20 protein-coding genes are annotated in these 22,963 nt (G+C 74.3%); 11 read left to right on the forward strand and 9 right to left on the reverse strand.

What is annotated here, in order from left to right; all coding sequences use genetic code 11:
- Window positions 1–188 precede the first annotated feature (188 nt).
- Window positions 189–1,169: an HAD-IB family hydrolase gene (locus tag ACFZBX_RS01780; RefSeq protein ID WP_391530805.1), complete on the forward strand. Its 981-nt coding sequence runs from the start codon at window positions 189–191 to the stop codon at window positions 1,167–1,169.
- 354 nt (window positions 1,170–1,523) lie between these two features.
- Here ACFZBX_RS01780 and ACFZBX_RS01785 read toward each other — a convergent pair whose 3' ends face one another.
- The gene (locus ACFZBX_RS01785) at window positions 1,524–2,444 is read right to left on the reverse strand and encodes an oxidoreductase (RefSeq protein WP_391530807.1); all 921 of its coding nucleotides are present in this window, start codon (window positions 2,442–2,444) and stop codon (window positions 1,524–1,526) included.
- A 219-nt stretch (window positions 2,445–2,663) separates the two neighbouring features.
- Here ACFZBX_RS01785 and ACFZBX_RS01790 point away from each other — a divergent pair, with 219 nt between their 5' ends.
- The 7 genes from ACFZBX_RS01790 to ACFZBX_RS01820 all read left to right on the forward strand — a co-directional run bounded on the left by ACFZBX_RS01790 (window position 2,664) and on the right by ACFZBX_RS01820 (window position 12,820).
- Window positions 2,664–3,692, forward strand: coding sequence for an ATP-binding protein (locus tag ACFZBX_RS01790; RefSeq protein ID WP_391530809.1), 1,029 nt, complete (start codon window positions 2,664–2,666; stop codon window positions 3,690–3,692).
- Between the two features lie 441 nt (window positions 3,693–4,133).
- Entirely contained in the window at window positions 4,134–6,530 is a 2,397-nt protein-coding gene (locus ACFZBX_RS01795) for a SulP family inorganic anion transporter (protein WP_391530810.1), read from the forward strand.
- Between the two features lie 211 nt (window positions 6,531–6,741).
- Window positions 6,742–8,718 (forward strand): acetate--CoA ligase, encoded by a 1,977-nt coding sequence (gene acs / locus ACFZBX_RS01800; protein WP_391530811.1) that lies wholly within the window; start codon window positions 6,742–6,744, stop codon window positions 8,716–8,718.
- 330 nt (window positions 8,719–9,048) lie between these two features.
- Window positions 9,049–10,557 carry a Na+/H+ antiporter NhaA gene (gene nhaA / locus ACFZBX_RS01805; protein WP_391530812.1) on the forward strand — a complete coding sequence of 503 codons (1,509 nt, stop codon included), beginning with the start codon at window positions 9,049–9,051 and terminating at the stop codon, window positions 10,555–10,557.
- A 137-nt stretch (window positions 10,558–10,694) separates the two neighbouring features.
- Window positions 10,695–11,171 (forward strand): phage holin family protein, encoded by a 477-nt coding sequence (locus ACFZBX_RS01810; protein ID WP_350558600.1) that lies wholly within the window; start codon window positions 10,695–10,697, stop codon window positions 11,169–11,171.
- A 203-nt stretch (window positions 11,172–11,374) separates the two neighbouring features.
- On the forward strand, window positions 11,375–12,364 hold the full coding sequence (locus ACFZBX_RS01815) for an alpha/beta fold hydrolase (protein ID WP_391530813.1): 990 nt from the start codon (window positions 11,375–11,377) through the stop codon (window positions 12,362–12,364).
- Between the two features lie 177 nt (window positions 12,365–12,541).
- Entirely contained in the window at window positions 12,542–12,820 is a 279-nt protein-coding gene (locus ACFZBX_RS01820) for a hypothetical protein (RefSeq protein WP_391530815.1), read from the forward strand.
- A 149-nt stretch (window positions 12,821–12,969) separates the two neighbouring features.
- Here ACFZBX_RS01820 and ACFZBX_RS01825 read toward each other — a convergent pair whose 3' ends face one another.
- From ACFZBX_RS01825 to ACFZBX_RS01840, 4 genes are all read right to left on the reverse strand, one after another.
- Window positions 12,970–14,154, reverse strand: a complete 1,185-nt coding sequence (locus ACFZBX_RS01825) for a MarP family serine protease (RefSeq protein ID WP_391530817.1) — start codon at window positions 14,152–14,154, stop codon at window positions 12,970–12,972.
- Window positions 14,155–14,284: 130 nt separating this feature from the next.
- On the reverse strand, window positions 14,285–15,100 hold the full coding sequence (locus ACFZBX_RS01830; RefSeq protein ID WP_391530818.1) for an NUDIX hydrolase: 816 nt from the start codon (window positions 15,098–15,100) through the stop codon (window positions 14,285–14,287).
- The gene (gene nth / locus ACFZBX_RS01835) at window positions 15,097–15,972 is read right to left on the reverse strand and encodes an endonuclease III (protein WP_391530820.1); all 876 of its coding nucleotides are present in this window, start codon (window positions 15,970–15,972) and stop codon (window positions 15,097–15,099) included. Before nth ends, ACFZBX_RS01830 begins: the two co-directional genes overlap by 4 nt.
- 134 nt (window positions 15,973–16,106) lie before the next feature.
- The gene (locus ACFZBX_RS01840) at window positions 16,107–17,057 is read right to left on the reverse strand and encodes a beta-ketoacyl-ACP synthase III (protein ID WP_391530822.1); all 951 of its coding nucleotides are present in this window, start codon (window positions 17,055–17,057) and stop codon (window positions 16,107–16,109) included.
- 106 nt (window positions 17,058–17,163) lie between these two features.
- Here ACFZBX_RS01840 and ACFZBX_RS01845 point away from each other — a divergent pair, with 106 nt between their 5' ends.
- Window positions 17,164–17,832, forward strand: a complete 669-nt coding sequence (locus ACFZBX_RS01845) for a TetR/AcrR family transcriptional regulator (protein WP_391530824.1) — start codon at window positions 17,164–17,166, stop codon at window positions 17,830–17,832.
- Between the two features lie 27 nt (window positions 17,833–17,859).
- On the opposite strand, the gene ACFZBX_RS01850 is transcribed toward ACFZBX_RS01845, so the two are convergent.
- Window positions 17,860–18,708, reverse strand: coding sequence for an isocitrate lyase/phosphoenolpyruvate mutase family protein (locus ACFZBX_RS01850; protein ID WP_391530826.1), 849 nt, complete (start codon window positions 18,706–18,708; stop codon window positions 17,860–17,862).
- Between the two features lie 120 nt (window positions 18,709–18,828).
- Here ACFZBX_RS01850 and ACFZBX_RS01855 point away from each other — a divergent pair, with 120 nt between their 5' ends.
- Window positions 18,829–19,833: a DUF5937 family protein gene (locus tag ACFZBX_RS01855; RefSeq protein ID WP_391530828.1), complete on the forward strand. Its 1,005-nt coding sequence runs from the start codon at window positions 18,829–18,831 to the stop codon at window positions 19,831–19,833.
- A 383-nt stretch (window positions 19,834–20,216) separates the two neighbouring features.
- The gene (locus ACFZBX_RS01860) at window positions 20,217–20,891 is read left to right on the forward strand and encodes a Crp/Fnr family transcriptional regulator (protein ID WP_030060009.1); all 675 of its coding nucleotides are present in this window, start codon (window positions 20,217–20,219) and stop codon (window positions 20,889–20,891) included.
- A gap of 65 nt (window positions 20,892–20,956) precedes the next feature.
- Here the strand turns inward: ACFZBX_RS01860 and ACFZBX_RS01865 are convergent, their stop codons facing one another.
- The 3 genes from ACFZBX_RS01865 to ACFZBX_RS01875 all read right to left on the reverse strand — a co-directional run bounded on the left by ACFZBX_RS01865 (window position 20,957) and on the right by ACFZBX_RS01875 (window position 22,941).
- Entirely contained in the window at window positions 20,957–21,784 is an 828-nt protein-coding gene (locus tag ACFZBX_RS01865; RefSeq protein ID WP_391530830.1) for an MBL fold metallo-hydrolase, read from the reverse strand.
- On the reverse strand, window positions 21,781–21,957 hold the full coding sequence (locus tag ACFZBX_RS01870; RefSeq protein ID WP_391530831.1) for a hypothetical protein: 177 nt from the start codon (window positions 21,955–21,957) through the stop codon (window positions 21,781–21,783). The genes ACFZBX_RS01865 and ACFZBX_RS01870 overlap by 4 nt, the downstream gene beginning before the upstream one ends.
- 63 nt (window positions 21,958–22,020) lie before the next feature.
- Entirely contained in the window at window positions 22,021–22,941 is a 921-nt protein-coding gene (locus ACFZBX_RS01875; RefSeq protein ID WP_391530833.1) for an NUDIX hydrolase, read from the reverse strand.
- Between the last annotated feature and the right edge of the window lie 22 nt (window positions 22,942–22,963).

Here is a 22,963-nt window from a genome sequence, read left to right on the forward strand (position 1 = left end):
CCGGGGGGGAGAGCGGGGGTCGTCTATCCACGGCCCGACTCGGGGGGGAGGAGCCGGACCGGGTTAGCACGGTCGCGAACGATCCGTGACTTCCATGGTGTACCCGAGCGGCCAGAAACACAAACCCGCACGCCCACGAGTACGCCGAATGGCGGGCTGTTTTGCGGCGCCCTCTATCCTCGGTTCCCGTGGACACCACCGAGAACGCCGACGAGCACGCCGACGAGTCCCCGGACTCCACCGCCGCAGCCGCCGGAACCGACGGGACACCCGGGCCCGAGGGGACGGCCGTGACCGCCGCACGGCCCGGAGCGCCCGCCTCCGGCCCGTCCGGAACCCGTCCGCCGGCCGTTCGGCCGCGCACCGCGGGGCCCCGCACCGCCGCATTCTTCGACCTCGACAAGACGATCATCGCCAAGTCGAGCGCCCTCGCGTTCAGCCGTCCGTTCTACCAAGGCGGTCTGATCAACCGTCGGGCCGTCCTCCGAAGTGCGTACGCCCAGTTCGTCTTCCTGGTGGGCGGCGCGGACCACGACCAGATGGAGAAGATGCGGGAGTACCTCTCCGCGCTGACCCGGGGCTGGAACGTGCAGCAGGTCCGCGAGATCGTCGCCGAGACCCTGCACAACCTGATCGACCCGATCATCTACGACGAGGCCGCCTCGCTCATCGAGCAGCACCACGCGGCCGGCCGTGACGTGGTCATCGTCAGCAGCTCCGGCTCCGAGGTGGTCGAGCCGATCGGCGCGCTGCTCGGCGCGGACCACGTGATCGCGACCAGGCTGAAGATCGAGGACGGCTGTTACACCGGCGAGATCGAGTACTACGCCTACGCCGAGAACAAGGCCGCCGCGATCCGGGAGTTGGCCGAGGTCGAGGGCTACGACCTGGCCGAGTGCTACGCCTACAGCGACTCGTCGACGGACCTGCCGCTGCTGGAGGCGGTCGGCCACCCCTCGGCGGTCAACCCGGACCGGGCGCTGCGCAAGGAGGCGGTGGCCCGCGAGTGGCCGGTGCTGGTCTTCGACAAGCCGGTGGAACTCCGGCGCCGGCTCCCGGAATTCTCGGCGCCGAGCCGCCCGGTGCTGACGGCGGTGGCGGTCGGCACGGCCGCGCTGACGGCCGGGATCATCTGGTACGCGGCCCGGCGCCGCCGCCCGGCGGCCTGACCGCACACTTTGGACAAAACGGTCAAAAGCCGAAGACGTCGCTTTTCGGGTTCCCCTTTCGCCCGAAACGCGATACAAATGAAGCACGGCCCGCGAGACCCGGTCAGGACCGAAGAGGTCAAACCGACAACGCAGTTCAGGCCACACGGACCGTCGTGCAGATGACCGAGCACCCACATGCAGCCGACCCGCTGTCGGGCCGCCGGACCAGACGAACGGGCAGGATCCCCGTCTGATCGGCACTTCCGGTGCATGCATGGTCACCCGGCATCTGTGCCAGCGGCGGCACCTGGCAGGATCAGGTGCCGCCGCATCTCGTCGTCGGGCGGTCGATCAGCCGGACGGCCCGGACGCTCAGACCATGCCGCGCTGCATCGCCTCGCAGACCGCCGTGCTCTCCCGCACCCCGAGCCGCAGCGCCCGGCCGCAGTGGCCGATCCAGGCCGCCAGGCCCTCCGGGGTCCCCGCCAGATAGCCGGCCAGCGCCCGCCGGTAGGCGTCCGTCCCCAGCTCGACCAGGCCGACCTCGGCCGGGCAGATCGACTTCGGGTCGAGCCCCTCGGCGATCAGCACGATCCGCTGGGCGGCCCGGGCGATCAGGCCGTTGTGCGCGCCGAACGGCCGCAGCGCCAGCAGCTCGCCGTGCACCACCGAGGCGACCACCAGGGCGGGCGTCCCGACGCCCTGGCCCTCCGCGCGGGCCACCAGCAGCCGGGAGAGCTGGTCGAGCCGGGCGGCGACCTCCTCCGGACCGGGCGCCGCCGGCAGCGCGGGCACCGGCCCGTCCGCCACCGCGCCGACCGGTTCGGCCGCCGGGCCGTGGTCCGCCGCGACGCCCTCCACCGGCTTCAGCTCCAGCGGGAACAGGTCGTCGGCCGGCTCGCCGCCCTGTCGCGGGCGGCCCGCCGCCGGGTCGGTGTCCCCGAGCGCCAGCAGGTGCAGCCGCGCCAGCACCTGGAGCGGCGAGTGCCGCCAGACGCTCAGCAGCTGGCCCGCCTCGGCCGCGATCCGCAGCGCGGCGCCCATGCCGCGGGTCTCGGGGTCCGCGCCGAAGTCGCTGCGCCGCCGGACCTCCTCCAGCGGCCAGTCGGCCCCGGCCAGTGCCGCCGAGGCGCGCGCGCCGCGCAGGGCGGACTCGGAGGTGACCTCGGCCGCCCGGCGGCGCATCACCCGGTGGCCGTAGAGGCGGTCGACGGCCTTGCGCACCTCGGCCACCGCGTCCGGCACTCCGGGAAGCTGGGCCAGCGGGGCGAGGGGATCTGTTCCAGTGCTCACCTACCCGAGAGTAATGACCCGGGCGCCCCGGCCGGAACAGCAACCTCGCATCACCCGTTAGAGGCAATCGTCACTTCCCTCCTGCCGGCGACCCGAAACCCCCGATAGCATGACCGCTGTCGAAGACGATAACGATTTCCACCTCGGAAGATCGTCGGCCTCGCCGTGGCGCGCAGCCGCGACCGCGGCGGGCCCAGGAGCGAGAGCCGGAGTCCCAAGATGAAGATCGCCTTCGTCGGCAAGGGCGGCAGCGGCAAGACCACGCTGTCCGCGCTGTTCATCCGCCACCTGGCCGCCGCGGGCCGACCGGTCCTCGCCGTCGACGCCGACATCAACCAGCACCTGGGCCCGGCGCTCGGGCTGACGGACGACCAGGCCGCCGCACTGCCCGCGCTCGGGGCCCGGCTGCCCGAGATCAAGGAGTACCTGCGCGGCAGCAACCCGCTGATCCGTTCCGCCGAGGAGATGATCAAGACCACCCCGCCCGGCCGGGGCTCGCGGCTGCTGCGGATCGTCGAGGAGAACCCGGTCTACACGGCCTGCGCCCGCCCGGTCGCGCTCGACGAGGGCTCGGTGCGGCTGCTGGCGACCGGCGCGTTCACCGAGGAGGACCTCGGCGTCGCCTGCTACCACTCCAAGGTCGGCGCGGTCGAACTGCTGCTCAACCACCTGGTCGACGGCCGGGAGGAGTACGTGGTGACCGACATGACCGCCGGATCCGACTCCTTCGCCTCGGGGCTGTTCACCCGCTTCGACCTCACCTTCCTGATCGCCGAGCCCACCCGCAAGGGCGTCTCGGTGTACCGCCAGTACCGGGACTACGCGCGCGACTTCGGGGTGCGGCTTCGGGTGGTCGGCAACAAGGTGCAGGGCCCCGGCGACCTGGACTTCCTCCGCCGGGAGGTCGGCGAGGACCTGCTGACCTCCTTCGGGCAGTCCGACTGGGTGCGCCGACTGGAGCAGGGCGCCAGGCCGCCGCTGCGCGCCCTCGAACCCGCCAACCGCGCCGTGCTGGACGAGCTGCGCGCGGCCGCCGACGCCGCGTACGAGCTGCGGAACCCGCGCCGGTACACCGAGCAGGCCGTGCTCTTCCACCTGCGCAACGCCGAGAGCTGGGCCAACGCCAAGGTCGGCACCGACCTCGCCGCCCAGGTCGACCCGGACTACGTGCTCGGCGCCGACACCGCCGCCCCGGCCGGCGGCACCGCCCTGGCCGGCGAGCCCACCGCCGCCGGCGCGGCCGTCTGAGCCGGAGCCCCGCCGCACCACCCACGGGCCGCGGTCCCCCGCACGGGGACCGCGGCCCGCGCGCGTTCCCGGCAGGCCCGCCACCAGCAGATTCCCGTCCGTTCGACCACCACCCAATGGAGTGAATCAGGCCGTTATTCACTGGAGCTCCGGATGACGCTGTGCAAAGCTCTCATTACCCTCGGTTTACCGAGTCTTGATGTTCCGCTTCCGCCCCGGCGCCCCTTGCCGTGGGGCCTGGCTCCTCCCAGTGCCCCGCCGAGCGGCCGCCGGGCGGCCCGATGGACCAAGGCCCGGCCGGTGACACCCGCACTCCCGGCCCGACCGCGCCATCCCGCCACACCGTCGCGACCCACGACAGCCGATCCGCTTCATCGAGCCCGCGCCGGACTCACCGCCGGACCTGACTGCGTTCGTTCCCCCGGACAGACGGGAAAACCCATGACCCCCGACATCTCCAGCGCCCCCATCGCCTCCGACACCACCGACCACGCCCCACCGGGCCGACGTCCCCGCGCCGCCTGGGCGAGGGACCTCTCGGCCTCCCTGGTGGTGTTCCTGATCGCCGTGCCGTTCTCCCTCGGCATCGCCCTGGCCACCGGCGCCCCGCTCACCGCCGGCCTCGCCGCGGCGGCCGTCGGCGGCATCGTGGTCGGCCTGTTCGGCGGCACCCCGCTGCAGGTCAGCGGCCCCTCCGCCGCGCTCACCGTGATCACCGCCGGACTCATCACCCAGTACGGCTGGCGGACCACCTGCGCCATCACCCTCGCCGCCGGCCTGCTCCAACTCCTCCTCGGGGTGCGCCGGGTGGCCCGCACCGCGCTGGCAGTCTCGCCCGCCATCGTGCACGGCATGCTGGCCGGTGTCGGCCTCGCCATCGCGATCGCGCAACTGCACGTCGTCCTCGGCGGCTCGCCGCAGAGCTCGGCACTCGCCAACCTGCTGGCCCTGCCCGCCCAGTTGGCGACCCCTCACCCCGCCGCCCTCACCGTCGGCGCGGTCACCGTCGCGGTACTGCTCGGCTGGCCCCGGCTGGACCGGCTCCCCGGCCGGTACGGGGAGTTCGGCGGCCGGCTGGCCAAAGTGCCCGGCCCGCTCGCCGCCGTCGCCGCCGCCACCGCGCTCGCCATCGCACTGGACCTGCGGCTCGCCCGGGTCGAACTGCCCGCCTGGCAGCCGCACGGCCTCGCCCCCGACCTGCCGCACGGCCCGCCGCTCGCCCTCCTGGCCGCCGTGCTGACCGTCACCGCCGTGGCGAGCGTCGAGTCGCTGCTCTCCGCCGTCGCGGTCGACCGGATGTCGCGCCGCACCGGGGACCTCGACCGCGAACTGCGCGGCCAGGGCCTCGCCAACATGGTCAGCGGACTGGTCGGCGGGCTGCCGGTCGCCGGCGGCGCGGTGCGCAGCACGGCCAACGTCCGGGCCGGAGCGCGCAGCCGCCGGTCCTCGGTCCTGCACGGGGTGTGGGTGCTGGCGGCCGCGCTGGCCCTGAGCGGCGGCCTGCGCCGGATCCCGCTCGCCGCGCTCGCCGCGCTGGTGCTGGTCGTCGGCCTGCAGATGGTGAGCTTCGCGCACATCCGCAAGGTGCACCGGCACCGTGAGTTCCCGGTCTACCTGACCACCGTGGTCGCCGTGGTGCTGCTCGGCGTCCTGCCGGGGGTGGCGCTGGGCGCGGCAACGGCCGTACTGCTCGCGCTCTACCGACTGACCCGCGCCCATGTGGACGTCATGGCCGGCCCCGACGGCTCGTTCACCGTGGAGACGCACGGCCCGCTCACCTTCACCGCGGTGCCCCGGCTCAGCCGGGCGCTGGCCGGAATCCCGGCCGGCGCCGAGGTCACCGTCGTCCATGACGGCTCCTTCCTGGACCACGCCGCGTACGAGACGGTGCACAGCTGGCGCAGCGGCCACCAGGCGGGCGGCGGGCGGGTGTCGATGGTGACCCGCCGCCAGGACGACGAGGTGCTCGACCCGGACGGCACCGTCCGCGCCGGCAGCTCCCCCGGCCCGCACCGCTGCCGCGCCTGGACGCCCTGGGTCGGTCACCGCTGCATCGAGCAGCAGGAGGACCCGCACGGCCGGCTGCTGGACGGGGTCCGGGTGTTCCAGCTGCACACCGCCCCGCTGGTGCGGCCCGAGCTGGCCCGGCTCGCCCGGGAGGGCCAGACACCCTCGCAGCTCTTCCTGACCTGCGCCGACTCCCGGTTGGTCACCAGCATGATCACCAACAGTGGACCGGGTGACCTCTTCACCGTGCGCAACGTCGGCAACCTGGTGCCGGCGCCGCACGAGCCGGGCGCGGCCGACGACTCGGTGGCGGCGGCGGTGCAGTACGCGGTCGAGGTACTGGAGGTGCGGTCGATCACGGTCTGCGGGCATTCGGGCTGCGGGGCGATGAAGGCCCTGCTGGACGGCGTGCACGAGCAACCCGGCCGGCCCACTCCGCTGGCCCGCTGGCTGCGCAACGGCCGGGGCTCGCTGGACCGGCTGCGCCGGGCCCCGGCGGAGTTCGCCGACCGTCCGGCGGTCGACCTGAGCGAGCAGCTCTGCATCACCAACGTGGTCCAGCAGCTGGACCAGCTGATGGCCAACCCGGCGGTGGAGCGACGGGTGGCCGAGGGCACCCTGCGGCTGGTCGGCATGTACTTCGACTTCGCCACCGCGCAGGCCTACGTCCTCGACCGGGAGAGCGGCCGGTTCGGCCCCGTCGAGGCGGCCGCCCCGCGGCAGGAACGCGACACGCCCGGGCGCGCGAATGAATTCGAACAGGTTCCGGCCACCGGTACCGCCGTCGCGGATCCGGCCCGGGGCGGAGGAGGTCCCGGTCTGGCTGCCTGAGCGGCGGGCCCGCGTCCGCCCGGCGGGCCAAGGACGCGGGCCCGTCTCCCGCCCCGCCCCCGGAGCTCCGGCGACCTCGGGCGACCGTTCGACGCCCGATCAAAGGTCTACACCAATTACCCGGAGCCTCTTGTCAACTGACCTCTTCGCCTGGTGAGCTGTGCGCTGGGACACACGGGACAATCCCCACGCACGGGAAACGACCCCGATCATGACTCATGAGGAGTGCGCGTTGAGCAACGAGAGCCTGGCCAACCTGCTCAAGGAGGAGCGGCGCTTCGCCCCGCCGGCAGAGCTCGCCGCAGCCGCCAACGTCACCGCGGCCGCGTACGCTCAGGCCTCCGAGGACCGCCTCGGCTTCTGGGCCGAGCAGGCCCGCCGCCTCACCTGGGCCGTCGAGCCCACCCAGACCCTCGACTGGTCCAACCCGCCGTTCGCCAAGTGGTTCGCCGACGGCACGCTCAACGTGGCCTACAACTGCGTCGACCGGCACGTCGAGGCCGGCAACGGCGACCGGGTCGCCATCCACTTCGAGGGCGAGCCCGGCGACGGCCGCTCGATCACCTACGCCCAGCTCAAGGACGAGGTCTCGCAGGCCGCCAACGCGCTGCTGGAGCTCGGTGTCGCCAAGGGCGACCGGGTCGCGATCTACCTGCCGATGATCGCCGAGGCGGTCGTCGCGATCCTCGCCTGCGCCCGGATCGGCGCCACCCACTCGGTGGTCTTCGGCGGCTTCTCCGCCGACGCCGTGGCCTCCCGCATCCAGGACGCCCAGGCCAAGCTGGTCATCACCGCCGACGGCGGCTACCGCCGCGGCAAGCCGTCCGCGCTCAAGCCGGCCATCGACGAGGCGCTGACCAAGGTCGAGGGCGTCGAGCACGTCCTGGTCGTGCGCCGCACCGGCCAGGAGATCGCCTGGACCGAGGGCCGCGACGTCTGGTGGCACGAGGCCACCGCGCGCCAGTCCACCGAGCACACCCCCGAGGCGCACGACGCCGAGCACCCGCTCTTCATCCTCTACACCTCGGGCACCACCGGGAAGCCCAAGGGCATCCTGCACACCTCGGGCGGCTACCTCACCCAGGCCAGCTACACCCACCACGCCGTCTTCGACCTCAAGCCGGAGACCGACGTCTACTGGTGCACCGCCGACATCGGCTGGGTCACCGGCCACTCGTACATCGTCTACGGCCCGCTCTCCAACGGCGCCACCCAGGTCATCTACGAGGGCACCCCGGACACCCCGCACCAGGGTCGGTTCTGGGAGATCGTCCAGAAGTACGGCGTGACCATCCTCTACACCGCGCCGACCGCGATCCGCACCTTCATGAAGTGGGGCGACGACATCCCCGCGAAGTTCGACCTGTCCTCGCTGCGGGTGCTGGGCAGCGTCGGCGAGCCGATCAACCCCGAGGCGTGGATCTGGTACCGCGAGCACATCGGCGCCGGCAAGACCCCGATCGTGGACACCTGGTGGCAGACCGAGACCGGCGCGATCATGATCAGCCCGCTGCCGGGCGTCACCGAGACCAAGCCGGGCTCCGCCCAGCGCGCGCTGCCGGGCATCGCGGCCACCGTGGTCGACGACAACGCCGTCGAGGTCCCCAACGGCTCCGGCGGCTACCTGGTGCTCACCGAGCCGTGGCCGTCCATGCTGCGCACCATCTGGGGCGACGACCAGCGCTACATCGACACCTACTGGTCGCGCTTCGAGGGCCGCTACTTCGCCGGTGACGGCGCCAAGAAGGACGAGGACGGCGACATCTGGCTGCTCGGCCGGGTCGACGACGTCATGCTGGTCTCCGGCCACAACATCTCGACCACCGAGGTCGAGTCGGCCCTGGTCGGGCACCCGTCGGTGGCCGAGTCCGCCGTCGTCGGCGCCACCGACGCCACCACCGGCCAGGCGATCGTCGCCTTCGTGATCCTGCGTGGCAGCGCCACCGACAGCCCCGAGCTGGTCGAGGAGCTGCGGGCGCACGTCGGCCGCACGCTCGGCCCGATCGCCAAGCCGAAGCAGGTCAAGGTGGTCGGCGAGCTGCCGAAGACCCGCTCCGGCAAGATCATGCGCCGCCTGCTGCGCGACATCGCCGAGGGGCGCGAGGTCGGTGACACCACCACCCTGGCCGACTCCACGGTGATGAACCTCATCCAGGCCCAGCTTCCGGCGGCGGGCAGCGAGAGCTGACCCACGGCGGGCAGCGAAGGCTGACCCGCATCGGAAGACGTGCGTGACGGTGCCCCGGGCGGTCGTGACCGCCCGGGGCACCTCCGTGTCCGGACCACCACGCGCCCTCCCCGGCGCACCCGGGACCCACCCCGGCGCACCCGGCCGCCGTGCGCAACGGGCCGCAGGCGGCTAAGTCCTATAGGAGGACGATCCGGTTACCGCTTTGTCGCCACGCTACAATGTCAAAGACGCATCAAGATCCGCGTCACAGGGCGAGCCGGGAAGTCTGGTCGGCGGTGCACCACCGGTGCATCCTCACACCGTCCCCTTGCCCCCAGGAGGCCGCGCGTGGCCAGCCAGCCGCCCGTTCACGAGCCGACACCGACGCCGACACCGACGTCCCAGCGCCGCCAGTTCCTCGGCAGGCTGCCCCTCCCCGAGCGGAGCTACCTCGCCGACGCCCTGCGCACCGAGACGGTCGGCGGCGTCCTGCTGCTCGTCGCGGCCGTCGTCGCACTCGTCTGGGCCAACGTCTGGCCGGACGCCTACCAGTCCGTCCTGAACTACACCGTCGGTCCCTCCGCCCCGCTCCACCTGGACCTCACCCTGGGCACCTGGGCCAAGGACGGGCTGCTGACGGTCTTCTTCTTCGTGGCCGGCATCGAGCTCAAGCGCGAGTTCGTGGCGGGCGAGCTGCGCAACCCCCGCGCGGCGATGCTGCCCGTCATCGCCGCCGTCTGCGGAGTCGTGCTGCCCGCCGTGCTGTACACCGTCGTCAACGCCGGTCCCGGCGGGCACCCCAGCGGATGGGCCGTCCCGACCGCCACCGACATCGCCTTCGCGCTCGGCGTGCTCGCCGTGGTCGGCAGCCACCTGCCCTCCGCGCTGCGCGCCTTCCTGCTCACCCTCGCGGTGGTGGACGACCTGATCGCGATCCTGATCATCGCGGTCTTCTACAGCTCCGGCATCAAGTTCTGGGCGCTCGGGCTGGCCTTCGCCGGGCTCGCGCTGTTCTGGTTCCTGCACCGGCGCGGGGTGCACGGCTGGTACCTGTTCGTCCCGCTCGCCTTCGTGATCTGGGCGCTGATGCACGAGAGCGGCGTGCACGCCACGGTGGCGGGTGTCGCGATGGGCCTGATGCTCCGCTGCCACCGGGAGGGCGACGAGAAGCACTCCCCCGGCGAGCACATCGAGCACCTGGTCCGGCCGATCTCGGCCGGGGTGGCCGTGCCGGTCTTCGCACTGTTCGCGGCCGGGGTGGGGATCTCCGGCTCGGCCCTGCGCGAGGTGTTCACCCAGTCCGCCCCCTTCGGCATCGTGCTCGGCCTGGTGGTCGGCAAGTCCGTGGGTGTCTTCGGCGGCACCTGGCTGACCGCCCGCTTCACCCGCGCCGAGCTGAACCCGCAGCTCAAGTGGGCCGACATGTTCGCCGTCTCGGTGCTGGCCGGCATCGGCTTCACCGTCTCGCTGCTGATCGACGAGCTGGCCTTCCCGGACGACCCGGCGCTCGCCGACCGGGCCAAGGCGGCCGTCCTGGTGGGCTCGCTGATCTGCGCGCTGGCCGCCACCGTGCTGCTGAAGCTGCGCAACCGGCACTACCGCGAGCTCTGCGAGGAGGAGGACCGCGACCTCGACGGTGACGGCATCCCCGACGTCTACCAGCTCGACGACCCCGCCTGGCAGGCCCGCATGGCCGCACGGGCGCAGCCGGCGGAGGCACCGGCACAGCACACCGAGGCACAGCCCACCGAGGACCGACCCACCGAGGCACGGCCCACCGAGACCCAGCACACCGACCCGGGCCCGACACGCCCGGCCGTCGAACACCGTGACGAAGGCCGCGGCACAGCCCCCTGAGCGCCGCACCGGAGCCCCCTTGAGCGGCCCGCACGCCGGAACACGTCCCTCCGGCGGGGCCCCGGAGTGGTGTCCGCTCGTCCGGTAGGGGCATGATTCTGAACTGTCGACAGTCCACCGGAAGAGGAGAACCGCTGATGCCCGCAGGAGCCGCAGACCCGTCCAGCAACGGCCGGGCGCCCTACGAGGGCGAGCGTTCGGTGGGGCAGCTGTTCGCCGCGGCCACCGCCGACCTGTCCGCCCTCGTCCACGACGAGATCGCACTCGCCAAGGCCGAGATCCGCGCCGACGTCAAGCGCGGCGTCTCCGGCGGCGTCTCGCTGGGCGTCGCGGGCGTGGTCGCGCTGGCCGCCGTCCCGATGCTGAGCGCGGCCGCGGCGTTCGGCATCCACGCGCTGGGCCTGTCGCTCGGCTGGTCGTTCCTGATCGTGGCCGGCGCGTACCTGCTGCTGGCCGTGCTGCTGGGCCTGCTGGCACTGCGTTCGTTCAAGAAGATCGAGAAGCCGGTCCGGACCATCGAGGGTGCGCAGAAGACCGCCGACGTGCTGAAGAACGCGCGGCCGCGTCCCGCCACCAAGGAGGAGATCGACCGCGCCCTGGGCCGCATCCCGTAAGCCTCCTCCGCCCGAAGGCCTTCCCGCCCCGAAAGGCCACCCGCCCCGAAGGCCACCCTCGCACGCCAGGGGCGCGCCGGGAACGCGCCAGGCACGCGCCGGGGTCTCCGCGGGGGACGTGCGCCCGGTGCGCGGCGGGCCGGAGGGGCCCGAGTGCGAGTGCCGGGCGCGTGTCCGGCGCGCGGATGTGACACGCTCTCGGTATGTCGCTCGACCAGAAGCCCGTGCCCGCGCAGCCGTCCGCCAGCTCCGGCCTCAACACCCCCGGCGACGCCCAGGACACGCCCCCGGCCGCCTGGGACGTCCGGCAGGCCGGACCGTGGATCCACCGCGACCTCGCCGCCAACGGCGCGCGGTTCCACATCGCCGAGCTCGGCGAGGGCCCGCTGGTCCTGCTGGTGCACGGCTGGCCCGAGTACTGGTGGGCCTGGCGCCACCAGCTGACCGCGCTGGCCGCCGCCGGCTACCGGGCCGTCGCCGTGGACCTGCGCGGCATCGGCGGCAGCGACCGCACCCCGCGCGGTTACGACCCCGGCAACCTCGCGCTGGACATCACCGGGGTGATCCGCTCCCTCGGCGAGGACCGGGCGCACCTGGTCGGCCACGCCTCCGGCGGCACGCTGGCCTGGGTGGCGGCCGTGATGCGGCCCTCGGTGATCCAGAGCCTCACCGTGGTCTCGGCCGCGCACCCCCGTGACCTCCGCCGGGCGCTGCTCACCGACCGCAAGCAGATGGCCGCCTTCGAGCACGTGCTGGGCTTCCAGCGTCCGTGGATACCGGAGCGCCGCCTGGTCGCCGACGACGCCGCGCTGGTCGGCCGCTACCTGGACGCCTGGACCGGCCGCAACCAACTGGACCGCGCGACGGTGGCCGCGTACCGGCAGGCGATCCAGATCCCCAGCACCGCGCACTGCTCGATCGAGCCGTACCGCTGGCTGCTGCGCTCGATGGCCCGGCCGGACGGCATCCAGTTCGCCCGCCGGATGAAGAAGCCGATCACCGCCCCCACCCTGCACGTCCAGGGTGCGGCGGACCCGGTGCTGCTGTCGCACACCGCACTGGGCGGCGGCGAGTACGTGGCGGCGCCGTACCGCTGGCGGCTGCTGCCGGGGGTCGGGCACTTCCCGCACGAGGAAGCGCCGGAGCAGTTCACCGCCGAGCTGCTGGACTGGATCGGCCGGCACAAGGACTGAGGGACCAACGGCCTCCCCCGGAAGAGGGCACGGGGCCGAGGGTCCCGGCGCCCGGATGGGCGAACGGGGTCGAAGGTCCCAACTCCCTTGATATGACGTTCATATGACAAACGCATAGGCCACGTTGGTGGCCCACCGGGCGGTTACCCCCGTCGGCCCAGGGGCATCCATTGCGGTATGACCTGGATGCCCGATCGCGGCGGCGCCCCGCGCGGCCGACAGCACAGCAACAGCCCGCAGCGTTCCGCCGCCCACCGCCCCGAGTGGGCGGACGACCACGGTTACGACCGCAGTCACGACGGCGGCTACGACACCGGCTACGACGCCGGTTTCGAAGGCGACTTCGAAGGCGCGGGCGGCGGCCACCCGCGCACCGCGCAGCGGCAGCTCGGCATCCCGCACATCCTCGGCCGCCGCGCCCGCTGGGTGGGCGCCCGGCTCCGCCGCGACACCTGACCGGTCCCGGCTCCGCCCGGTTCCCCACCCTCCTCCACCCTCCTCGCCCGGCTGCCGGCCGACCACGACCGGCAGCCGACCGCCCGAGCTTCGGCCGCCGAACGCCGGCGCCCGACCGGACGACCGGACGACCGGACGACCGGACGAGGTCAGAGCGCGCAGCCCTGGGTGTCCACCCGGCCCGTCGCCGTACTGCCCTGCTCGGCGTCCTGCCGCACCTCGGCCGCGGTCAGCACGTACCCGGTGTCCGCGCTGTCCAGCGACTTCGCGAACACCATCCCGTACACCTGGCCGTCCGGCGTGAGCAGCGGGCCGCCGCTGTTGCCCTGGCGGACCAACGAGCGCACCGAGTAGACGTCCCGGACGACCTGGCCGCGGTGGTAGATGTCCGGACCGTTCGCCTGGATCCGGCCACGGATGCGGGCCGGCTGGACGTTGAAGGCGCCGTTCTCGGGGAAGCCCGCGACGATCGCGCTGTCATTGGTCTTCGCCTCGCCCGCGAAGGCGAGCGGCGGCGCGTTCAGCTTGGGCACGTCGAGGACGGCGATGTCGCGCTGCCAGTCGTAGCTGACCACGGTCGCGTCGTACAGCGGGCCGACGCCGCCGACCTGCACGGTCGGCTCGTCGACGCCGCCGACCACGTGGGCGTTGGTCATCACCCGGTGCGGGGCGTAGACGAAGCCGCTGCCCTCCAGCGTCTTTCCGCAGGCGGTGGCGGTGCCGACCACCTTGACCAGGCTCTGCCGCGCCTTCGCCACCGCCGGGCTGGCGGCCAGCGCCGGATCGGGGGAGTCGACCTGGGTGATCGGCTCGTGCTCGAAGGGGTTGAACACCTGGGGGAAGCCGTTGCGGGCGAGCACCTTGGAGAAGTCCGAGAACCAGTTGGGCGCGTCGGAGGGCAGCGCGTCCTGGACGCCGCCCAGCACGGCCGAGGTGCGGACCTGCTTGGAGACGGTCGGCAGGGACGTCCCGGCGAGCGCCGAGCCGATCAGCCAGGCCACCAGCAGCATCGAGATCACGTTGACCACGGCGCCGCCCGCCGCGTCCAGGGCCCGGGCCGGGCGGCGGTCGATGTGGCCGCGCAGCTTCCAGCCGAAGTGCGTGGTGATCGCCTGGCCGGTCGCCGCCAGCACGATCACCACCACCACGGCGATCACCGAGGCGGTCGTCCCGGGGCTGAGGTGGTCGAGCAGCAGCGGCAGCAGTTGGACGGCGAGCAGGCCGCCGCCCAGGAAACCGAGGACCGACAGCACGCCGACCACGAAGCCCTGCCGGTAGCCCGAGACGGCGAAGCCGATGGCGGCGGCGATCAACAGCACATCCAGGACGTTCACCCGAACACCCTCCCACGACGGACCACCCGACCGGGGGAACGAACGCCGAATCCGGCCGCGACCCCGCGGAGGCCGGCCCCGCCCGCCGCCGTAGCCCCGCAGGGAACGGCCCCGCCCGCCGCCCGGTGGTTCACAGCGCCCCGGCGTCGCGGCCGAGCAGCGCCCGGGACCGCTCCAGATCGCCCTGCACCAGCTCCAGCGCCTCGTCCGAGAGGTCGACGATCCGGTCCGCGTCCCACGGCCGCTCCAGGCCGCTGTGGTGCAGCACCCGGTCGATCACCCCGGCGGTGAAGCCCCAGACCAGCCGCCCGCCGACCGCGAAGGCCGGGCCGAGGTGCCCGGACGGGTGCCGCAGCCGGGCCCGGTTGCCGGGGTCGGTCAGCTCCGCGATCGGCACCCGGAACACCGCGCCGGTCTCCCCCAGGTCCACCGGGCGGACCGGCGACTCCTCTCGCCACCAGCCGAGCACCGGGGTCACCACGAACCGGCTGACCGGGATGTACAGCGCGGGCAGGGTGGCGAAGACCTGCACGCCGTCCGGCTCCAGGCCGGTCTCCTCCCAGGCCTCGCGCAGCGCCGCCGCCACCGGCCCGGGCCCCGCCGGGTCGCCGTCCTCCGGGTCCAGCGCGCCACCCGGGAAGGACGGCTGCCCGGCGTGCGAGCGCAGCGAGCGGGCCCGTTCGATGAGCAGCAGGTCGGGCCCGGACTCGGCCTCGCCGAACAGCATCAGCACGGCGGCGGCCCGGCCGCCCTCGGCGGGCGGCAGGAAGCGGCTCAGCTGCTCGGGCAGCACCCGCTCCGCGGCCTCCCGGACCGGCTCCAGCCAGGCCGGCAGCCCGTCCCGCTCGACCCGCTGGTCAACCCCTCGCTCAACGACTCGCTCAATCCGCCGCCCGACCTGCGGCTCCCCCAGCGGCTCCGCACGCCGTTCCCCGCGCCCGCTCATTCGGACACCGCCAGGTCGGCGACCTGGCCCTGGTGTGCGGCGGCGTCCGCGCGGGCACCGGCCTCGCCCGGGAAGTCGGCGGGCGGCCGCAGCCGCTGGCCCGGGTGACCGCCCAGCTCGTACTTCAGCAACTTCGCCGCCTTCTCCGGGTCGGTCTCGCCCTCCCCGTAGGAGGGGCAGAGCGGTGCGATCGGGCAGGCCCCGCAGGCCGGCTTCTGGGAGTGGCAGATGCGCCGGCCGTGGAAGACCACCCGGTGCGAGAGCATCGTCCACTCGGACTTCGGGAAGATCTCCGCGACCGCCGCCTCGACCTTCACCGGGTCGTCCTCGGCGGTCCACCCGAACCGGCGGGCCAGCCGCCCGAAGTGGGTGTCCACGGTGATGCCGGGGACTCCGAAGGCGTTGCCGAGGACGACATTGGCGGTCTTGCGGCCGACGCCGGGCAGGGTGACCAGGTCGGCGAGCCGGCCGGGGACCTTCCCGTCGAACTCGTCGCGCAGCGCGATCGACAGGCCGATCAGCGACTTCGCCTTGTTCCGGAAGAAGCCGGTCGGCCGGATGATCTCCTCCAGCTCCGCCGGGTTCGCCGCCGCCATGTCCTCCGGCGACGGGTACTTCGCGAACAGCGCCGGCGTCGTCTGGTTCACCCGCAGGTCGGTGGTCTGCGCCGACAGCACGGTGGCCACCAGCAGCTGGAAGGGGTTGTCGAAGTCCAGTTCCGGGTGCGCGTACGGGTACAGCTCCGCCAGCTCGCGGTTGATCCTCCGGGCCCGCCGCACCATCGCCAGTCGCGACTCCGGCTTGCGCACCACGGCCGCCCTGCCCGCCGGCTTCGCCGCGGACGCGGTCTTCCGGACCTTGCTCTCTGCCATGCGTGAAGGCTACGCCGGACGGCCGTGCTCCTGCGGCGGATCGGCCAGGCCCGCCGCCCCTCCATCGGCCACGCACCGGCCGCCCGTCGGTCGCGCCTCGGCCACCGCACCGACCGCGCGCCGACGGGCATGTGTCAGGGGCAGGTGACGACCTGCCCGGCCCAGGAGAGTCCGCCGCCGAAACCGAGCAGCAGGGCGGGGGCGCCACCGGGCACCTCGCCGCGTTCGACCAGCTTGGCGAGGGCGAGCGGGACGGAGGCGGCCGAGGTGTTGCCGGACTCGACGACGTCGCGGGCCACCACCGCGCCGGTGGCGCCGAGGCGCTCGACCAGGGCCTCGATGATCCGCAGGTTGGCCTGGTGGGTGACCACCGCGCCCAGGTCGGCGGGGGTGAGTCCGGCCCGGCGGCAGGCCTCCTCGGCGATCGGCGCCAGGGTGCCGGTCGCCCAGCGGTAGACGGTCTGGCCCTCCTGGCGGAACCGGGGCCGCCAGCCGCCGTCCAGCCGGACGGCGTCGCCCTTCGTCGGGTCGGAGCCCCAGACCACCGGCCCGACGCCCGGGCGTCCCCCGGTCGCGGTGTCCGGGCCGAGGACCGCGGCGCCCGCGCCGTCACCGAGCAGGACGCAGGTGGAGCGGTCCGTCCAGTCGGTGACGTCGCTCATCCGCTCCGCGCCGACGACCAGCGCGTACCGGGCGGCGCCGGCCCGGACGGCGTGGTCGGCGGTGGCCAGCGCGGTGCAGAAGCCCGCGCAGCCGTTGTTGACCTCGAAGCCGGCGGCCTCCGGGATGCCCAGCCGCCCGGCGACCCGGGCACCGGTGTTCGGGCAGCGCTCGATCGCGGTGCAGGTCGCGACCACCACCAGGTCGATCTCGTCGGGGGCCAGTCCGGCGGCGGCCAGCGCCTTGCCGGCGGCGGTGGCGGCGAGGTCGGTGACGCTCTCCTCCTCGGCGATCCGGCGGGTCACGATGCCGGTGCGCCGGCGGATCCAGTCGTCGCTGGTGTCGACCAGCCGGGCGAGGTCGTGGTTGGTCAGGACCTTCGCGGGCTGGTGGTGGCCCAGCGCGACGATGCGGGAACCCGGCATGGCTGCTCCTCGGCTCATGGGCGCTCCGTGATGGGGCGTCAGCATGCCGGACTATAGCGTCCGAACGGTCGGACGCTAAACCCCTCGCGCTCGCTACACTGGCGCGGTGAGCCCGAGAAGATCCGCCGCCGACACCCGCCGGACCCGTGCCTCGATCCTGGTCCGCGGCCTGGACCTCGCCTCGGTCGAGGGACTGCAGGGCCTGACCATCGGCCGGCTCGCCACCGACCTGTCGATGAGCAAGTCCGGTGTCCTGGGCCACTTCGGCACCAAGGAGAGCCTGCAACTGGCCGTCGTCGACGAGGCGGTCGCGCTGTTCGTCCGCGAGGTGGTGCGGCGCTCGGAGACGAGCGGGGCCGCGCCGGGCCTGCCGCTGCTGCTCGCCCAGTGCGAGGCCTGGGTCTCCTACCTGGAGCGCGACCTGCTGCCCGGCGGCTGCTTCTTCACCACCGTGACCGCGGAGTTCGACGACCGGGAGCCCGGGCCGGTCCGCTCGGCGGTGACGGCCCGCAACGCGCTCTGGCAGCGCAGGGTCCGGCACCAGGTGGAGCTGGCGGTGGCCGCCGGGCAACTGCCGGCCGGGACGGAACCCCGACAGACCGTCTTCGAGCTGACCGGCCAGGTGCTCGCGCTGAACCACGCCCGCCGGCTGTACGGCGACCGGGGCGCCGCCGACCGCACCCGGCGGGCGATGCGGCGACTGCTCGGACTGCCGGACCCGGGCGCCGGGCAGCCGACGGCGCTCGCCGAACTGCCCGCGCCCCAGGAGGCCTGACGCGCGCCCAGCCGGCCACCGCCCCCGTCAGCCCCGGAACAGCGCGTCGACGTCGCCGAAGCCCAGGGCACCGGCGGGCGCCGTCAGGGTGCCGGGGCCGAGCAGTTCCGCGGCGGCCCGGCGGGCGGCGGTGTAGGCGAGCTGCGCCACCGCCGTACCGGCGCTGATCCGGCGCACCCCGGCGGCGGCGAGTTCGGCGACGGACGGACCGCCGGCCACCGCCATCGCGTTGACCGGCAGCGGCGAGCGCGCGCAGAGTTCGGCCAGCGCGTCGAGGTCCAGCAGGCCCGGTACGAAGAGGCCGTCGGCACCCGCCGCCGCGTACGCCTCGGCCCGGGCCAGCGCCTCGTCGAGCCCGCCGAGACCGAACAGGAAGACGTCCGTGCGGGCGTTCAGCAGCAGCTCCGGCAGGCCCGCCGCCTCCGCCGCCGTCCGGGCCGCGCGCAGCCGGGCGGCCTGCTCGTCCACCGCGTACAGCGGGCCGCCGACCGCCGTCGAGTCCTCCAGGTTGACGCCGGCCGCGCCCGCCCCGACCAGCGCCCGGACGGTCCCGGCGACATCGGCGGGCGCGGGTCCGTAACCGCCCTCGGCGTCCACGGTGACCGGCAGGTCCACGGCCGCCGCCACCCGGTGGGCGGCCTCGACGGCGCTCGCCCGGTCGAGGCGCTGGCCGTCGCCCCGGCCCAGCGACCAGGAGACGCCGCCGCTGGTGGTCGCGATCGCGGCGGCGCCCGCGGCGGCGATCACGGCGGCGCTGCCGGCGTCCCAGGCGTTCGGCAGCACGAGCACGCCGTCGGCGACCAGCGCCCGCAGGCGTTCGGCCTTGGCGCGGAGCGCGGCGGCGGGCGGGAGCGGGAGCGGGGTGGAGGTGGTCATGCGGGGTCACCGGCCTTCGGGAATCGGCGTGGATGGTGCGGCGACAGCATCCTGCGCGCCCCGGGCGTCCCGGCTCCAATGATTAAGCTGGAGCCGAATCAAAGAGGCAGGGGGCACCGATTGCGGACCGAGCTGGCGCTGTCGGCGGACGACCTGGCGCGCACCAGGTTCGCCGTCTCCCCGATGTGGGAGGTGGTGACCAGCCTCCGGGTGCTCGCCCAGCCGGTCGTCCCCGCGCCGCACCGGCACTGGGCCGCGCAGGTCCGCCCCCGGCTGGCCGCCGCCGGGCCCGCCGTCCGGCGGCTGGCCGCGATGGTCCCGCCCACCGGTCACCTGCCGGACTTCCTCAACCCCGTCCCCTCCACCGCCGCACCCGCGCTCGCCGACGAGCTGGCCGCGATCACCGCGGCCTCCCCGGAACTGGTCCGCGCCGACCTCGCCGTACTGGCCGCCGAGCGGGGCGGCCGGCTGCCCGCCGAGCTCGAACCGCTCCACCGCGACCCGGCCGCCCGGCTGCCCCGGCTCGCGGCCGACATCGAGGCGTACTGGGAGCTCGCGCTGGCGCCGTACTGGGCCCGGATCCGCGCCCTGCTCGACGCCGACGTACTGCACCGCGCCCGTCAGGCGGTCGGGCACGGCACCGCCCGGGTGCTCGACGACCTGCACCGGACGGTCCGCTGGGACGGCCGCGGGCACGGGGCGCTGCGGCTGGAGCAGCGGCACTGCGCGGTCGAGCGGCTGGACGCCGGGGCCGGCCTGGTGCTGGTGCCCTCGGTGTTCGCCTGGCCACGGGTGCTGACCCGCGCGCTGCCGCCGGACCCGCCGCAGCTCGCCTATCCGGCGCGCGGGATCGCCACCCTCTGGGAGCCCCGCCCGGCCGCCGGCGCCCCGGACGCGCTCGCCGCCGTCCTCGGCCGCTCCCGGGCCCGGCTGCTCGCCGGACTCGACGCGCCGGCCTCCACGACCGAACTGGCGCGGCGCACCGGGCTCTCCGCCGCCGGCGCCTCCCAGCACCTCACCGCGCTGCGCGCGGCCGGACTGACCAGCGCGCACCGTGCCGGTCACGCCGTGCTGCACGCCCGGACGGCCCTCGCCGACGCCCTGCTCGACCCCGACCTGCCCTGACCTGCCCCGACCTGCCCTCTCCTGACCTTCCCTGGTCTTCCCTGGTCTTCCCTGATCTCTCCTGACCGGCCCCGACCTGCCCTGGCCGGTCCTCAGTTGACCGATCAAGACCGATCAAGACTGAATCGGATCGGATCCGACACGAACTCCGACCCGGCCCGATCGCCCCGGACCGAACCGCCCGGCCCAACCCACCGGCTGACCTGCCGGTTCGGCCCGCTCCCGGGACGAATCCGGCGGTACGAATGGCCCCGCGCAGCACACCTCCGCACACCCCCTCCTCATATGATCGGAGCGACATGCGCCATGCTTGGTGATGCAGAGCACTGTACGAACTTGTGCCGGAGGGCTTGACGGCCGGCCGGCCGAGAAGGAGGAAGCACGTGGACGACGTTCTGCGGCGCGCCGCACTCTTCGCGGCACTCGACGACGAACAGGCCGGCGAGCTGCGCGCTTCCATGACCGAGGTGACGCTCGCCCGCGGCGAGTCGCTGTTCCACGAGGGCGACCCGGGCGACCGCCTGTACGTCGTCGCCGAGGGCAAGGTCAAGCTGCACCGCGCCTCGCCGGACGGCCGCGAGAACATGCTCGCCGTCCTCGGCCCCAGCGAGATGATCGGCGAACTCTCGCTGTTCGACCCGGGTCCGCGCACCGCCACCGCGAGCGCGCTGACCGAGGTCAAGCTGCTCGGCCTCGGCCACGGCGACCTCCAGCCCTGGCTGCACGCCCGCCCCGAGGTCTCGATCGCGCTGCTGCGCGCGATCGCCCGCCGCCTGCGCCGGACCAACGACGTGATGTCCGACCTGGTCTTCTCCGACGTGCCCGGGCGCGTCGCCAAGGCCCTGCTGGACCTCTCCCGCCGCTTCGGCGTGCAGTCCGACGAAGGCATCCACGTCGCCCACGACCTCACCCAGGAGGAACTGGCCCAGCTGGTCGGCGCCTCCCGCGAGACGGTCAACAAGGCGCTCGCCGACTTCGCCGGCCGCGGCTGGCTGAAGCTGGAGGCCCGCGCGGTCGTCCTGCTGGACGTCGAGCGGCTCTCGCGCCGGTCCCGGTAGCCGCGCACCGCACCACGGGAAGGGCCCGTACGCTCCGGCGTACGGGCCCTTCACCTGTGCGGGCGTCAGTCCGGGATCAGCCCGTGGTCCCGGAGGTACCGCAGCTGGGCGCGGACCGACAGTTCGGCGGCCGGCCACAGCGAGCGGTCCACGTCCGCGTAGACCCGGGCCACCACCTCGGCGGCCGTGCGGCAGCCGGCCTCGACCGCCGTCTCCACCTGGGCCAGCCGGGCCGCCCGGTGCGCCAGGTAGTAGTCCACCGCGCCGAGCGCATCCGCGAGCACCGGCCCGTGGCCGGGCAGCACCGTGCGCACCCCGTGCTCGGCGGCCATGGTGTGCAGGTGGCGCAGCGAGTCCAGGTAGTCGCCGAGCCGGCCGTCCGGGTGGGCGACCATCGTGGTGCCGCGCCCGAGCACGGTGTCCCCGGTGAGGATCGCGCCGTCGGCCGGCAGGTGGAAGGTCAGCGAGTCCGAGGTGTGGCCGGGCGTGGCGACCACCCGCAGGTCGAGCCCGCCGACGTCCAGGCGCTCGCCGTGGGTGAGGCCCTCGGAGCCGAGCCGGTGCGCCGGGTCCAGCGCGCGGACCTCGGTCCCGGTCAGCTCCGCGAACCGGGCCGCGCCCTCGGAGTGGTCGGCGTGCCCGTGGGTCAGCAGGGTGAGCGCCACCCGCTGCCCCCGCTGCTCGGCGGTCTCGATCACCCGGCGCAGATGGCCCTCGTGCAGCGGGCCCGGGTCGATCACCACCGCGAGGTCCGAACCCGGCTCGGCGAGCAGCCAGGTGTTGGTGCCGTCGAGCGTCATCGGGGACGGGTTCGGCGCCAGCACGCAGAGCGCACGGGCGGTGGCCTCGCCGCCGATCGCGGCGGCGGGGTCACCGGGCAGGAGTCCGCTCACCGGCCGCCCTCGCCGTCGCGATGCAGCAGGCGCAGGGGCAGTGTCCGGGCGAGGGCGCGCTGGGCCACCTCGGTGAAGCGGACCTCGCCGCTGTCACAGGCCGGGGTGCGCGGGGTCAGGCTGCGGGCGGGCATCTCGGGTGCCGTCCGGCGAGCCACGTCGTTGTGGGTCATCGGGCGTCGGTCCTTTCCGGATGAAGGGGACAGGATGGAAGGGGCAGGATCAGGCGCGCGGCGTCAGCCGGTGCGCCCTGCGGGGAAGGTGCCGTCGATGGTCAGTTCGTCGTACCCCGGCCAGCGCACGGTCAGTCGCTCACCACGCACCTCGGCGCGGCCGAGCACCGGCTCCAGCGAACGCCCGGCCGCCGCGCGAAGCGCCTCGGCGGCGCTGCGCACCGGCAGCAGTTCGCGCAGCACGGTGACGGTCGGCGGCAGCATGCCGTACCGACCCTCCTCGTAGCCGCGCACGGCCTCGGCCGGGGTGAGCCAGGCGACCCGGTCGGCCTCGCCGACCTCACGGGCGGCGTCCTGTCCGGGCGGCAGGGCGGCCACGAAGAACCAGGTGTCGTAGCGGCGTTCCTCGAACGCCGGGGTGATCCAGCGCGCCCAGCCGGCCAGCAGGTCGCTGCGCAGCAGCAGGCCGTGGTCGCGCAGGAAGTCGGCGAAGGAGAGCTCGTGGGCCTCCAGCGCGGCGCGCTCGGCGCTCCAGTCGCGGGGTTCGGCGACGCTGCCGGCGTCGGGGCCGGCCAGCAGCACCCCGGCCTCCTCGAAGGTCTCGCGGACCGCGGCGCAGACCACCGCCTGCGCGGTCGCGGGGTCCACCCCGAGCCGCTCGGCCCAGGCGCGCGGGCCGGGGCCGGCCCAGCCGAGTTCGGCCTCGGCGTCCCGGCGGTCCACCCCGCCGCCCGGGTAGGCGTACATACCGGCGGCGAACGCCATCGAGGTGCGGCGGCGCAGCAGGTACGCCTCCGGGCCGGCGGCCGTGACCGCGCCCGCCCCCGTGACCGCGCCCGGGTCGACGTCCGCGCCCGGGTCCCGGAGCAGCACCACGGTGGCGGACGGCTTCGGCACGGGCGGGGTCAGCTCGCCGGCGTCGGCCGCCCTGATCCGGGCGGGCCAGCCGGGCGGCATCGGGAGCGTCGTTGCTCGCTGGTCCATGCCCGGATGCTAAGCGCCCGGG

Origin of the sequence: Kitasatospora sp. NPDC008115 (assembly GCF_042957205.1) — a bacterium.
Taxonomy (GTDB): domain Bacteria; phylum Actinomycetota; class Actinomycetes; order Streptomycetales; family Streptomycetaceae; genus Kitasatospora.

Coding starts and splice junctions, on each gene's coding strand:
- nth (WP_391530820.1), bottom strand. CDS start 15,972: ATGGCAGAGAGCAAGGTCCGGAAGACCGCGTCCGCGGCGAAGCCGGCG.
- ACFZBX_RS01840 (WP_391530822.1), bottom strand. CDS start 17,057: ATGCCGGGTTCCCGCATCGTCGCGCTGGGCCACCACCAGCCCGCGAAG.
- ACFZBX_RS01850 (WP_391530826.1), bottom strand. CDS start 18,708: ATGACCACCTCCACCCCGCTCCCGCTCCCGCCCGCCGCCGCGCTCCGC.
- acs (WP_391530811.1), top strand. CDS start 6,742: ATGACTCATGAGGAGTGCGCGTTGAGCAACGAGAGCCTGGCCAACCTG.
- ACFZBX_RS01820 (WP_391530815.1), top strand. CDS start 12,542: ATGACCTGGATGCCCGATCGCGGCGGCGCCCCGCGCGGCCGACAGCAC.
- ACFZBX_RS01790 (WP_391530809.1), top strand. CDS start 2,664: ATGAAGATCGCCTTCGTCGGCAAGGGCGGCAGCGGCAAGACCACGCTG.
- ACFZBX_RS01875 (WP_391530833.1), bottom strand. CDS start 22,941: ATGGACCAGCGAGCAACGACGCTCCCGATGCCGCCCGGCTGGCCCGCC.
- ACFZBX_RS01815 (WP_391530813.1), top strand. CDS start 11,375: ATGTCGCTCGACCAGAAGCCCGTGCCCGCGCAGCCGTCCGCCAGCTCC.
- ACFZBX_RS01830 (WP_391530818.1), bottom strand. CDS start 15,100: ATGAGCGGGCGCGGGGAACGGCGTGCGGAGCCGCTGGGGGAGCCGCAG.
- ACFZBX_RS01810 (WP_350558600.1), top strand. CDS start 10,695: ATGCCCGCAGGAGCCGCAGACCCGTCCAGCAACGGCCGGGCGCCCTAC.
- ACFZBX_RS01870 (WP_391530831.1), bottom strand. CDS start 21,957: ATGACCCACAACGACGTGGCTCGCCGGACGGCACCCGAGATGCCCGCC.
- ACFZBX_RS01795 (WP_391530810.1), top strand. CDS start 4,134: ATGACCCCCGACATCTCCAGCGCCCCCATCGCCTCCGACACCACCGAC.